Source organism: Rothia mucilaginosa (assembly GCF_901875305.1).
GTDB lineage: Bacteria > Actinomycetota > Actinomycetes > Actinomycetales > Micrococcaceae > Rothia.
On sequence record NZ_CABFLY010000008.1, the window covers coordinates 24,546 to 38,333 of the forward strand.

The following is a 13,788-nucleotide window of genomic DNA, read 5'->3' on the forward strand; positions in this document are numbered from 1 at the left end:
AGGGCATGATTCGTACAACTCGAAGGATGACAATGACGAAGAAGCCTTTCCCCTCCGACCTCGAAATCGCGCTTGCTGCCGATCTGTGGCCGATTAGCAAGGTCGCAGCTGAGAACGGCATCAGCGAAGATCGCCTCGAACCCTACGGCAAGTACGTCGCCAAGGTTCTGCTCGACGAAAGCACCAACGCAGAGACCGCCCGCAAGCGCGGCTCCAAGTACATTGTGGTGACCGCCGTGACTCCGACCCCGCTCGGTGAGGGTAAGACCGCAACGTCTGTCTCCCTCGCGCAGGGTTTCGCGCAGACCGGTCGTAAGGCCGCTCTGGCTCTGCGTCAGCCCGCAATGGGCCCGACCTTCGGCATCAAGGGTGGTGCAGCCGGTGGTGGCTACTCCCAGATTGTTCCCATGGAGAAGCTGAACCTGCACCTGACCGGCGATTTCCACGCTGTGACTGCAGCCCACAACCTGCTGGCCGCCATGATTGATAACCACCTGCACCACGGCAACGAGCTGCGCATCGACCCGCGTGCAATCGAGTGGCGCCGCGTCATCGACATGAACGACCGCTCCCTGCGCAATATCGTGGTGGGCTTGGGCGAACGCATGGACGGTGTGGTGCGTGAGACCGGTTTCGATATCACCAGCGCTTCCGAAATCATGGTGATTCTCTCGCTGGCTACCTCCTTCAAGGACCTGCGCGAGCGCCTGGCCAAGATCGTGATTGGCCTGAACTACGATGGCGAGCCCGTCACCGCGGCCGACCTGAAGGCTGACGGCGCAATGTCCGTCATCCTGGCAGACGCCATCAACCCGAACCTGCTGCAGACCCTGGAGCACACCCCGGCCCTGATTCACGCCGGCCCCTTCGGCAACATCGCAACCGGTAACTCCTCCGTGGTCGCCGACTACGTGGGTCTGGAGTACTCCGACTACGTAATCACCGAGGCTGGCTTCGGCGCCGACATGGGTGCCGAGCGTTTCTTCAACGTCAAGTGCCGCGTCTCCGGTCTGAAGCCGGATGCTGCCGTGCTGGTCGTGACCGTGCGCTCCCTGAAGTCCCACTCCGGCCTGTACAAGATTGTTCCGGGCAAGCCCCTGCCCGAGGGCATGTTGCAGGAGAGCCCCTCCGACGTGGAGAAGGGCGCGGAGAATCTGAAGAAGCACATCGAGATCGTGCGTAACTTCGGTGTTCAGCCGGTCGTGGCAATCAACGCCTTCCCGACCGACTTCGATTCCGAGCACGAGACCATCCGCCGTATCGCTGAGGAGGCGGGTGCTCGCGTGGCCATCCACCACGGTGTGGCCGAGGGTGGTAAGGGCACCATCGACCTGGCGAACGTTGTGGCCGAGGCCTGCGATGACGTTTCGGACCTGAAGTACACCTACGATCTTGAGGACTCCATCGAGACCAAGATTGAGAAGGTCGCCACCAAGGTGTACGGTGCAGACGGTATTTCGATTGCTCCGGCCGCCGCTAAGCAGCTCAAGCGCTTTGCGGAGCTGGGCTACTCGCACCTGCCCGTGGTTATCGCGAAGACCCACCTGTCCATCTCTTCGGATGCGTCGCTGAAGGGTGCACCGACCGGTTGGACCCTGCCCGTGCGTGAGGTTCGCCTAGCTGCCGGTGCGGGCTACGTCTACGCTATCTGTGGCACTATGCGCACCATGCCGGGCCTGAGCAAGAGCCCCGCAGCTGAGCGCATCGGCTTCGACGAGAACGGCGTGATGGTCGGCCTGTCCTAGGGCTACTGTTTTAGCTGATTTATAGCTAGTGGAGGCGGCGCCTTTTCCCGAATAGGGGAGGGGTGCCGCCTTCTTTTGCACGCCGACAGTGGGCCTGTCGAATGGTGGTCTAACCCTGTCGGTTAGGTGTTTCGGCCTCTGTCGCTCCCGCTCGCTTCCCGCCGACTGTTTCGTTTGTCGGCGCTTTTGGGATGCTCTGCTAGGGCTTTATATGGCTGTTTCTTACGGTGAGCTTGAGGGTTGGTGGGAGGGATGGAGAGCGGAGTGTGAGGGGGTATCGGGAGGGGGTGGTGAGCAGGTGCCTAAACCCTCAATTGGTCTGTATACGTTATTTTTTCCTTTGATATCTGATTGAGCCTTATCTTTCATTAAACACCCTCTAGAGGTTGATTTTTAAGCGAGTTGCATGTCTGCATTGCGTGAAAATATGGTCTTGACTAGTATATTTTCTTTTTGGTGAAATTTTCTAAGCTTGTACTTTTGGGGATGCAGAAGAATAGAGGCAATCATATTTGGTAACAAAGATGCTACCTATTGGGGCTATTTTGGGCTTCTAATGGACCAATTGGATTTGTACTGAGGGGAGGAGTCGGGGGTTTACTTGATGGGTTTAGGGGTGCAGTCTGATCGAGAAGGGATGGAAACTAGTTGCATTGTATAGAAATTTCTTTCAACTTCAGGCTGATGTTCCGCGATATTTCAAGGAAAAATGGGGTATTTGGATTTTGCGCGCACCCCGTAGTCGGGGCCTGTAAAATATGCACTCCAGTGCTAAATTAGGTGGAAATTGAAATTTTTTTAGGTGAGATGGGTCACTTATTCGGGTGAAAAAAATAAAATTGGTACGTATGGGTATCCTAAAAAACGGGTGGAATTATTACAGAACGGTTACAGTGAGGCTCCGGTCACTTAAATCGGCACTCCGTACCAAAATGACCCGCCGGACAGGGCTAAAAAACTCCGCTATGATGGATGCATCAAGTAATCGTGAGATTTCCAAAGTCCTCGGGTTGCTTGTGTTTGAGTGAGTGATAGATACCCCTGGGTGTCATGAGAAGCGACTGTGTATCGATGCGCAGTCGCTTCTCTGTTTAACTTTTGAATTTCACGCGGTGCCTCGGCTGGAACCTCATCAGACCTGAGCCTCTCCCGGGCAAAGGTTGCGCGTTCAAAGCCGAACGCAGTCGAGAAGCCATCGAGATGCATCCCGCGGGGGGGGGGGGAGTACCCGGCACCTCCTCGACCGGAACACCCCCTACACTGGAGGTATGACTACATACCCCGAATCCACCCTGATCTTCGAGAACTCCGAACTGACCGTGCGCGCCTTCAGCGTCTCTGAGATGGACAATAGTGTCTACCTCATTACCATGCGCGCCACCGGCGAGCAGGTGCTCATTGACCCGGCCGCTGATGCCGAGGAGCTCTACGCCTTCACTCTCGACGCGCTACTTCAGGACTGCCCGCAGCTGGAACTCACCGATGCCGAGGACCGCCGCGTGCGCGTCATGGAGAAGGAAGAAGACTTCGAGGCCCTCAAGCCCCGCGCAATCGGCCTGACCGGCATCTTGGTCACCCACGGTCACTGGGACCACATTCGCGCCATTGCCGAGCTCGAGAAGCTCACCGGCGCGATTACCTCCGCCGGGGACGCCGATGCCGACGCCATTATGGAACAGGAGAACTTCGAGGTGGAGGAGCGCCTGCGCGGCGGCGAGGTCTTCGACTTCTACCTATCCGACACCGTAGTGCGCGCCCTGCACGTGCCCGGCCACACCCCCGGATCCATCGTCTACGTGCTCGAAACCGCATGGGAGGACGGCGCCCCCGTCACGTTGCTCTTCACTGGCGATGCGCTCTTCCCCGGCGGCGTGGGCAAGACCGACTCCCCGCAGCAATTCGGTGAGCTTTTCTCCAATGTGCTCGAAAAGCTCTTCGGCGGCTTCGAGGACGACGCGATTGTGTTACCAGGCCACGGTCGTTCCACGACCCTCGGCGACGAGCGCCCGCATCTGGAGGAGTGGGGCACCCGCGGCTGGTAGCTCAGCCCCGGTGCTCTCACCGCCACGACAATTCTGAGGCGTCTCTTCACGTGTGTGATGCCCCTCTTCCCGTGCTTTTTGCTGATGCTACGCGCCCGCCGCGTGGCTCTTCGTTGCATCCTGACGCCCCGTACGCCGGCAACTTAATCCCGCCGGTGTACGGGGCGTCAAGGTGTAGAATTTAAATTCGAAGATAAGACGAAAGGATTTTCGATGACACCCCGTCCGGCACACGGTAGCACCGCACTCAAAGCGAACGACCTGACCAGTATCCGGGTTCAGGGTGCCCGCGAAAACAACCTCAAGAACGTAGACCTCACCATCCCGCGCGATGCGATGGTCGTCTTCACCGGCCTCTCCGGCTCCGGTAAGTCCTCCCTCGCCTTCGACACCATCTTCGCGGAAGGTCAGCGCCGCTACGTTGAGTCGCTGTCCTCCTACGCGCGCATGTTCCTCGGACAGGTCGATAAGCCCGACGTCGACTTCATCGAGGGCCTCTCGCCGGCGGTGTCCATCGACCAGAAGTCTACCTCCAAGAACCCGCGCTCAACCGTCGGTACCATCACCGAAATTTACGACTACATGCGTCTGCTCTGGGCACGCATCGGCCACCCGCACTGCCCGGCCTGCGGCGAGGAAATCACCCAGCAGACCCCGCAACAGATTGTGGACATCCTGCAGGAGTACCCCGAGCGCACCCGCCTGCAGATTCTCGCGCCCGTCGTCAGCGCACGCAAGGGCGAGTTTGTGGACCTCTTCAAGGACCTGCTCACCCAGGGCTACTCGCGCGCCCGCGTGGACGGCGAAACCGTGCAGCTCTCCGACCCGCCCAAGCTCTCCAAGCAGTACAAGCACACCATTGAGGTGGTCGTCGACCGCATCGTCATTAAGGACGGTATTCACCAGCGCCTGACCGACTCCATCGAAACAGCGCTCAAGCTGGCTGACGGCCGCGTACTCATCGACTTCGTGGACCGCGAGCAGGACGACCCCGAACGCACCCGCTCCTTCAGCGAAAACCTCGCCTGCCCCAACAACCACCCGCTGCAGATCGACACCATCGAGCCGCGCGCCTTCTCCTTCAACTCGCCGTTTGGCGCATGTAGCGCCTGCGACGGCATCGGCTCGCGCCTTGAAGTAGACACCGAACTGCTCGTACCCAACCCCGACCTGACCCTCGGCGAGGGCGCTATCGCCCCCTGGTCGCAGGGCAAGGCAACCACCGAATACTGGCTGCGCCTGCTCGCAGGCCTGGGGGAGGAACTCGGCTTCGACCTGAACACCCCCTTCAAGGACCTGCCCGCCGCAACCCGCGCCGCCATCCTGGACGGTAAGGACTACAAGGTTGAGGTGTCCTACCGCAACCGATTCGGCCGTGAACGCCGCTACACCTCCGGATTCGAGGGCGTGAAAGCCTACATTAAGCGCAAGCACGAAGAAACCGAATCGGACTTCGCCCGCGACCGCTACGAACAGTACATGCGTCAGGTCGCCTGCCCCTCCTGCGGTGGCGCGCGCCTGAACCCGACCATCCTCGGCGTGAAGGTCGGCGGCAAGTCCATCGCCGAGGTCACTGAGCTGTCCCTGGCCGACGCGCTCGCCTTCGTGCGCGGCCTGCAGCTGTCCGCCCGCGAAGCCAAGATCGGCGAGCAGGTCCTCAAGGAAATCGACGCGCGCCTGCAGTTCCTACTGGACGTGGGCCTGGACTACCTGACCCTCTCGCGCTCAGCTGGCACGCTCTCCGGCGGTGAGGCGCAGCGCATCCGCCTGGCAACCCAGATCGGTTCGGGCCTGGTTGGCGTGCTCTACGTGCTGGACGAGCCCTCCATCGGCCTGCACCAGCGCGACAACCGCCGCCTCATCGAAACCCTGACCAAGCTGCGCGATATGGGCAACACGCTTATTGTGGTTGAGCACGACGAAGACACCATGCGCGAAGCCGACTGGATCGTGGACGTCGGACCCGGTGCCGGTGAACACGGCGGCGAAATCGTGCACTCCGGCAGCTTCGAGGACCTGCTGAAGAACACCCGGTCCATCACCGGCGACTACATGGCTGGCCGCCGCCGCATTGAGGTGCCCGCCTCCCGCCGACCCGTGGACAAGAAGCGCCAGCTGACCGTGCGCGGCGCCCGCGAAAACAACCTCAAGAACGTGACCGTATCCTTCCCGCTGGGTGTGTTCACCGCGGTGACCGGCGTGTCCGGCTCGGGTAAATCCACCCTGGTCAACGACATTCTGTATACCTCCCTGGCGAACAAGCTCAACGGCGCCAAGCAGGTGCCCGGCCGCCACAAGAGCATCGACGGCCTGGAACACCTGGACAAGGTCATTCACGTGGATCAGTCGCCTATCGGCCGTACCCCGCGCTCGAACCCCGCTACCTACACCGGCGTGTTCGACCACATCCGTAAGCTGTTCGCAGAGACCAGCGAGGCGAAAATGCGCGGCTACACCCCGGGTCGATTCTCGTTTAACGTTAAAGGTGGCCGTTGCGAGGACTGCTCCGGCGACGGCACCCTGAAGATTGAAATGAACTTCCTGCCGGACGTGTACGTGCCCTGCGAAACCTGCCATGGCAAGCGCTACAACCGCGAAACCCTAGAGGTGCACTACAAGGGCAAGACCATCGCCGACGTGCTCGAAATGCCCGTGGAAGAGGCCGCAGAGTTCTTCGCCGCATTCACCCCGATTGCGCGCCACCTGAACACCCTCGTGGACGTGGGCCTGGGCTACATTCGCCTGGGCCAGCCCGCAACCACCCTCTCCGGCGGTGAGGCGCAGCGAGTGAAGCTCGCCACCGAACTGCAGAAGCGCTCCAACGGCCGCTCCATCTACGTGCTGGACGAGCCGACCACCGGCCTGCACTTTGAGGACATCCGCAAGCTACTCGCCGTGCTGCAATCGCTGGTAGACAAGGGCAATAGCGTCATCACCATCGAGCACAACCTGGACGTCATCAAGTGCGCCGACTGGATTATCGACATGGGCCCGGAAGGCGGTAGCGGCGGCGGCACCGTGATTGCTGAAGGAACCCCGGAGCAGGTGGCTCAGGTGAAGGGCTCGCACACCGGCGCGTTCCTGGCGGAGATTCTGAACTAGTCGAGAAGTTGAACTAAAGGAAAGCTACGTGACCGACACTCAAGGAAACAAACCTGCTCAGGGAGTTACAACAGCCCGCGGCGCTGTGGGCTTTGGCGCGCGCCGAGGAGTCGTGAATCGGGGCGCCGTGACCACCGCGGACCGGGCGCGGCACATCCTGCACACCCAGCTCGAGGCTGACTTCTGCCAGCCCGTCGGTAGCATTAATCGCGCCCTTAAAGAGATGCGCGACTACCCCGAGGCCGAGAGTCAGCCCCTGCTCGCTACCGTGCAGCCTCCCTCCGAGAAGATGGGCGTATCCCGCCGCCGCAACGACGACATCTGGGAGCTGCGCGTCGCCAACTACGCGGGCGTGGGCATTCTCTGCGCCAAGCATCCGCGCGTGCTGGAGAAGGCCATCGACTACATGCTCGGCGACCAGGCGAACTGGCTGGGCGACTATGCACAGCTTCGCCAGCTCAACGAACTGCTCACCCCCTACACCCAGCAGGTCAGCGGCACGAGCATCTACTATACGCCCGGCCGCGCCATGCTGAACTCCGTGGTGCCCGAGGGCGTGCAGGCGCAGGAGGTCAAGTGCGCCGTGCCCGGTGTGGGCATGATGCGCCGCGTTGACCCCGCCGAGCTGAAGGCTGCGCTGCTCGCCGAAATCACGGGCGAGCGCGTGGTCCGCACCGAGGCCAACGCCTCCGCCGATGCACTGGAAGCCGATCCCGAGGACATCGCGGTGGGGGAGACCCGCCTGCGCGTGGACCTGCTGAGCGAAGAGCAGATTGAGTCGTTCCGCGGGGATGCGCGCTTTACGAATGCCCTGGGCTTCAGTGCCACCCGCCCGGACGTGCTGGTTCTGGCCGCCTACGCGGTGGACGGCGAGCCGACCGACGGCCCGGTGGCTGTGGTAGGCGTGAGCGATGATTCGCCCATCATGCGCCAGATTGGCGTGGATGTGGTGCCCGCCTTCCGCGGTGCGGGTATCGCGAGCGCCCTGGTGCAAGATGCCGCCCGCCTGACCCTGGCGGAGGGGTACCTGCCGTTCTACGGCATCAGCCCTTCGCACATTATTTCGCAGCGTGTGGCGATGAACGCTGGGCTGGTACCGACCTGGTGGGAGTACGTGTCGACCAGCTTGAACGATCTGCCCATGGACTAGATGCTATATGCACAAGGCCCCCGAGATTCTGCATCTCGGGGGCCTTTTATTTACTGAGTTTCGCGTGCTAGCTGTGCGAGGGTCCAGGGTCTTGAACCTGACCGGTTACAGCTTGGCGTCGTTGCTGGCAATCACCTCGCGGTACCAGTGGAAGGACTTCTTACGGTAGCGCGCCAGGGTGCCGGTGCCGTCGTCGTTGCGGTCCACGTAGATGAACCCGTAGCGCTTGGACATCTGCGCGGTCGAGGCGCTCACCATGTCGATGCATCCCCAGGTGGTGTAGCCGAGCACGTTCACGCCGTCCTCAATCGCCTCGCGTACGGCGTGCAGGTGCTGGCGCAGGTAGTCGATGCGGTAGTCATCTTCCACGGTGAGCTCGCCGTTCACCTCAACCAGCTCGTCGCGGGCACCGAGGCCGTTCTCCACGATGAACAGCGGCTTCTGCCAGCGGTCCCAATACTGGTTGAGCACCACGCGCAGACCGGTCGGGTCAATCTGCCAGCCCCACTCGCTCGCGGGCAGGGTCGGGTTTGCCACGCCGCCGAGGATGTTGCCTTCGCCGCGCTCGCCGCGTGCCGGGTCGCCGGTGGCGCAGGTGGACATGTAGTAGCTGAACGACACGAAGTCCACGGTGTTCTCCAGGTCCTCGCGGTCCTGCTCGGTGATGGTCAGCTCCACGCCCTTTTCGCGCAGGGAGCGCAGGAAGTAGCCGGGGTAGGCGCCGCGCACGTGCACGTCACCGAACGCGAAGTTTGCCTGCTCGGTCTGCATGGCGGCGAGTACGTCGGCGGGGTCGGGGGTGAGCGGGTAGGTGGGCATGGCAAGAATCATGCAGCCAATCTGCGCGCCCGGTGCCAGTTCGCGTGCCGCAGCGGTGGCGCGTGCGGAGGCGACCAGCTCATGGTGCATCGCCTGGTAGAGGTCCGCGTCGCTGAGCTGATCCGCCGGGGTGTTGATACCGCCGGACATGAACGGCAGGTGCAGCATCGAGTTGATTTCGTTGAAGGTCAGCCAGTACTTCACGCGCTTGCCGTAGCGGGCGAATACGGTGCGGGCGTAGCGTTCGTAGAAGCCGATGAGTTCGCGGCTGGTCCAGCCGTTGTACTGTTCGACCAGGTGCAGCGGGGTTTCGTAGTGGCTGAGGGTGATGAGCGGTTCCATGCCGTGCTTTTCGAGCTCGTCGAGCACACGGTCGTAGAAGGCGAGGCCCGCCTCGTTGGGGGTTTGCTCGTCGCCGCGAGGGAAGATACGCGACCAGGCGATGGAGAAGCGGAAGACCTTGAAACCCATCTCTGCTAGAAGTGCAATATCTTCGCGGTAGCGGTGGTAGAAGTCGATGCCTTCCAGCTTGAGGTTGTCCTCGGTGGGTTCGGCGGTGCGCGGGTACAGGCCGCCGGCGGGTAGCACATCCTGCAGGCTGGGGCCCTTGCCGTCTTCGTTCCAGGCGCCTTCGAACTGGTTGGCGGCGGTGGCGCCTCCGAAGAGGAAACCGTCGGGGAACGCACCGAGCGGCTGCGGCTCGGTCAGCGCCGGGTTAGCGCTGGTTTGGGTGATGGGGTGCTGGTCCTGATGCACGGCGTCCTCCAGGGTGTTGGGTCTTTCTTCTACCCTAGCGGAGGGGGTGGGGGATTGCTAGGCTTTGCCTTGAAACCGCGCCCGGGACCCGCAGCGGTAACCGCGCCAGATGCCGCCGTGCCGAGCGTCCTCGGGTACGCGAAAGCCCGGTACCCCCGCGGAAGAAATTCGCGCGAGGAGTACCGGGCTTTACGCTATGGCAAGTGCCGCATCCGGCCTGTGAGCCGAACGGGGGGGGGGGATAGAATGCTACCGGACGAAGCCGAGCACCGAAAGCCACAGGGTACCGACGACGCCCCAAACCACGAGGTTCACGATAGCGGCCATGAAGCCCACCTTGAACCATTCGCCCACGCTGAAGTAGCCGGAACCGTAGTACACGCCAGCCGGGCCGGAGGCGTAGTGGGTGATGCCGCCAATCAGGTTGCCGGCGAAGCCCAGGAACAGGGCCGCAAATAGGGCCGGCACGCCCGCCGCGACGGCCGCGCCGAGGAACACGGCGTACAGAGCCACGATCTGGGCGGTGTTCGAGGCGAACATGTAGTGGATGAAGAAGTAGGCCAGAACCAGCACGGTGAAGGCCAGGGGCCAGGCCATGCCGCTGACGCTGTGTGCGGCCTGCTGGCCAATCCAGTCCACGACTTTGAGCTTCTTGAGGTGGTCGGCCATGCCCACGAGCACGGCGAAGAAGATGAGGGTGGACCAGGCGCTGGAGTTCTTCGCCATGTCCTTCCAGGTCAGGACCTTGGTCACCAGCAGAATACCGATGCCGAAGAATGCGGCGCTGGTGGCGTCAATACCCAGAGCGGTACCGGTTACCCACAGAATCAGTAGCAGCACGAAGGTGCAGAGCATAATCCATTCTTTCGCGCTCATGGGGCCCATTTCGTGCAGTTCTTCGCGCGCGTGCTGGGGTGCGTCGGGGGTCTTTTTAATGGTCGGCGGGTAAATCTTCGACATGATCCACGGCAGAACAATCAGCGCTACCACACCGGGGACGAGGGCGGCCAAGGCCCAGGTGCCCCAGTCCAGGTTCACGCCGCGGTCGTGTGCGAACTTCTGGGCCAGCGGGTTGCCGGCCATTGCGGTCAGGAACATGGCGGAGGTGATGGTGTTGACCTGTGCCTCGGTCATGAGTAGGAAGGAGCCGAGCTTGCGGCGGGATTCGGGGGTCTCGTTCGTGGAGCCGTTGACCTCGGAGAGCGAACGGATGATCGGGTAAATCACGCCGCCGGCACGGGCCGTGTTCGAGGGGGTGGCGGGGGCGAGCACCAGGTCGGTGATGGCCATGCCGTAGGACAGGCCGAGGGAGGACTTACCGAGCGCACGCACGAAGAGCAGCGCGATGCGTTTGCCCAGGCCCGTAATGAGGAAGCCGTCGGCGATGAAGAATGCGGCCACGATAATCCAGATGGAGGAGTTGCCGAAGCCGGTCAGCGCCTCGTTCTTTGCCGCCATGGTGCCGGTAATCATGGCGACGGCCAGGCCCACGAGAGCCACGGACGGGGTGGGTAGCGGCTGGAAAATCAGGCCGAGGATGGTGCCGACGAAGATGGCGAGCATGTGCATGCCGCGCGGGTCGACGCCTTCGGGGGCGGGTACGAACCAGAGAATGAGGGTGACGGCTACGATGATGGCAACCTGCACGATGAGTTTCGTGCGCTTGGACTTCGCCGCCTTCACCTCCTCGGTGGATGCCGCGGTGTTGACGGGGGTGGACTGTGTCATGGCCCGATCTCCTTTGCGAAACGTACGGTTCGGCGCGCTTGGGGAGGGGTACTCGTCGGGCGCGGGGGTGCGTTTCTTCTGCGTTGTCATGCTGTGTCTATGTGCTCGGTGCGGCAGTGTGGGGTGCCACACCATAGCTTCTTTAATCTTAGCGTTTGGGGGGTTCGCATTGAAGGGGTTAATTGGCGTTTTTGAACAGGTGAGAATCGTTCTGCGGGGGCGTTTTCGCTGTCGCCGGTAAGATAGAAAACGTGCAGATTATTCGAGAAACCACGCCCGATTCGGGCGATATCCTCATTCACCATGAGCAGACGGTGCAGATGCTCCGCGAGGTTGCTAGCGGTCAGCGTGAGGCGACTTTGCGCATGTACCAGCCGAACCCCACAGTGGCGTTTGGCCGCCGCGATGAGCTGAACCCCGGATTCGCTGACGCAGTGGCGGCGTGCGAGGAGCACGGCTTTAGGACCCTGGTGCGTAAGGTGGGTGGTCACGCCGCCGCCTACCATCAGGGGTGCCTGGTTGTGGACCATTTTCAGCCCGCCTCCGACGCCCGCAGCGGCAACACCCTACGCTATGAACTGTTTGGGTCCATGTATGCGCAGGCGCTCCGCGAAGTCGGCGTGGATGCGCGCGTGGGCGAGATCCCGGGGGAGTACTGCCCAGGCGAGTACTCGGTGTATGCGCAGCTTCCTGAATCCGCAGGCGGCGGGCGTATCAAGCTGGTCGGCACCGCTCAGCGCGTGGTGAGCGGCGGCTGGTGGTTCAGCACGGGCATCGTGGTTTCCGGCTCGGCCTCGCTGCGGGCGGTCACCGCGGATGTGTACCGCGCCCTCGACATGGAGCTCGACCCGGCGACGGTGGGCGCGGCGCAGGATGCGAACCCGAGCCTGCTCATGGAGGACCTTGAGGACGCCATCGTGGAGGCCTACGCGAGCCACGGCTTCAAGTAGCGACTCGCTCTGGGAGCATCGAATATCCGCACACGGTAGACGCATTACAGTCAAGCAACGAAGCGAAGGAGCGCATATGCGTTGGGGTCAGATCAAAGACGAGAAGGGTAGCCGTGCCGTCTGTTTCTTTGAGGAGACGGTCTACGAGCTGCCGGCCAAGTTGAGCCCCTTGCTCAATTTCTACAGCCGGTTCCGCCTGAATTTCGGCGACCCGAAGAATGCCCTGTCGATTCTGAAGGAGAACGGCGCGACGGTCATGGGCCACGGCGAGCAGCTCTGGGAATCCCTGCCCTTTGTGCGGCCGCTGGATAAGCCCGGCAAGGTGGTGTGCGCGGGTCTGAACTACCGCGATCACGCCGAGGAGATGAATCTTGAGGTGCCCGAGTACCCGGCGCTCTTTGCGAAGTTCTCGAACGCGCTGATTGGCCCGAATGATCAGATTCGCATGCCCGCCGACGACGGTACGGGTAGCACGAAGGTTGACTGGGAGGTTGAGCTGGGCCTGGTGGTCGGGGTGCGCTTGCGCAACGCCACCGAGGAGCAGGCGCGGCAGGCGCTGATGGGCTACACGGTCATCAACGACGTGTCGGTGCGCGATTGGCAGGGCCGTTCTTCGGAGTGGTTCCAGGGTAAGAACTGGGATGCGATGACTCCGTTTGGCCCGGTCATTGTGAGCCCCGATGAGGTGGATCCGCTCGCCGGTCTGGAGCTGACCTGCGCGGTGGACGGTGAGGTGCGTCAGCGTGGTTCGACGGCGGATATGCTGTTCAGCCCGGCGCAGTTGCTGTCGTATATTTCGCGGTTCATGACCCTGGAGCCGGGCGACCTGGTGGCCACGGGTACGCCCGCTGGCGTGGGGCTTTCGCTGCATCCGCGCCGGTGGTTGAAGCCGGGGCAGGAGGTGCGTACCCGCATTGAGGGTATTGGCGAGCTGGTGAATGTCTGTTCGGAGGCTGGTGCCCTGTAGGGGAGTGGATTATAGGAGAGGGTCGGGTTGAGGCCCTTTGGGCGGGTCTTTTACGGCCCTCCAGAACTGAATAATTATGCATCCCGTCCGTGTCGTTAAGGCATGGGCGGGATGCTCTTTTTGTGTTCTATTTGCCTTGTGGGGCTCGTGTCATAGGGGTTGCATTCCGGGGTAAGAAAAATTGCAGGAATGAATGATTACTCTGCGTGCAAGAGGGGGTTTAGGGTGTGAAAACCTTCAACCTTCATCTCGATGCCACCCCTGTGTGGGTGAGTTTGATGTGCGCGCCCCGGGGCGGCTGTGGTGGTGTGGTAGGTCGGGAATTCCAGGATGTGGCCATGTGTGAGAAATTCAACATTTGTCTTATTGAGGCTCATTGTGAGCTTATTTGAGGCGTTATTTCGGGGAAGTATGTGATTTTTTTGTTTTTTGTCGAAAGTTTCCTCTGACTAGGAGGAAGGCTTAGACACTCCGGTGCAAATTCTTTTGAATCGAACACCTTTAAATTCACTGCGGTGTAGTAATAATT

8 protein-coding genes are annotated in these 13,788 nt (G+C 61.6%); 6 read left to right on the plus strand and 2 right to left on the minus strand.

Features of this window, described 5'->3' with window-relative positions:
* Positions 1-32 precede the first annotated feature (32 nt).
* The 4 genes from JX292_RS08770 to JX292_RS08785 all read left to right on the plus strand — a co-directional run bounded on the left by JX292_RS08770 (position 33) and on the right by JX292_RS08785 (position 8,039).
* Positions 33-1,745: a formate--tetrahydrofolate ligase gene (locus JX292_RS08770; protein WP_204863434.1), complete on the plus strand. Its 1,713-nt coding sequence runs from the start codon at positions 33-35 to the stop codon at positions 1,743-1,745.
* A gap of 1,268 nt (positions 1,746-3,013) precedes the next feature.
* Positions 3,014-3,787 carry an MBL fold metallo-hydrolase gene (locus tag JX292_RS08775; RefSeq protein ID WP_204863435.1) on the plus strand — a complete coding sequence of 258 codons (774 nt, stop codon included), beginning with the start codon at positions 3,014-3,016 and terminating at the stop codon, positions 3,785-3,787.
* Positions 3,788-4,000: 213 nt separating this feature from the next.
* Complete coding sequence (gene uvrA / locus JX292_RS08780; RefSeq protein WP_204863436.1) at positions 4,001-6,889, plus strand: excinuclease ABC subunit UvrA; 2,889 nt, start codon at positions 4,001-4,003, stop codon at positions 6,887-6,889.
* 28 nt (positions 6,890-6,917) lie between these two features.
* Positions 6,918-8,039 (plus strand): GNAT family N-acetyltransferase, encoded by a 1,122-nt coding sequence (locus JX292_RS08785; RefSeq protein ID WP_204863437.1) that lies wholly within the window; start codon positions 6,918-6,920, stop codon positions 8,037-8,039.
* 105 nt (positions 8,040-8,144) lie between these two features.
* Here JX292_RS08785 and JX292_RS08790 read toward each other — a convergent pair whose 3' ends face one another.
* Together JX292_RS08790 and JX292_RS08795 are read right to left on the minus strand one after the other, a co-directional pair.
* Complete coding sequence (locus JX292_RS08790) at positions 8,145-9,614, minus strand: glycoside hydrolase family 1 protein (RefSeq protein WP_275586155.1); 1,470 nt, start codon at positions 9,612-9,614, stop codon at positions 8,145-8,147.
* A gap of 249 nt (positions 9,615-9,863) precedes the next feature.
* Entirely contained in the window at positions 9,864-11,342 is a 1,479-nt protein-coding gene (locus tag JX292_RS08795; protein ID WP_204863438.1) for an anion permease, read from the minus strand.
* Between the two features lie 251 nt (positions 11,343-11,593).
* Here JX292_RS08795 and JX292_RS08800 point away from each other — a divergent pair, with 251 nt between their 5' ends.
* Entirely contained in the window at positions 11,594-12,292 is a 699-nt protein-coding gene (locus JX292_RS08800) for a lipoate--protein ligase family protein (protein ID WP_204863439.1), read from the plus strand.
* A gap of 76 nt (positions 12,293-12,368) precedes the next feature.
* The gene (locus JX292_RS08805; protein ID WP_204863440.1) at positions 12,369-13,259 is read left to right on the plus strand and encodes a fumarylacetoacetate hydrolase family protein; all 891 of its coding nucleotides are present in this window, start codon (positions 12,369-12,371) and stop codon (positions 13,257-13,259) included.
* Positions 13,260-13,788: the final 529 nt, after the last annotated feature.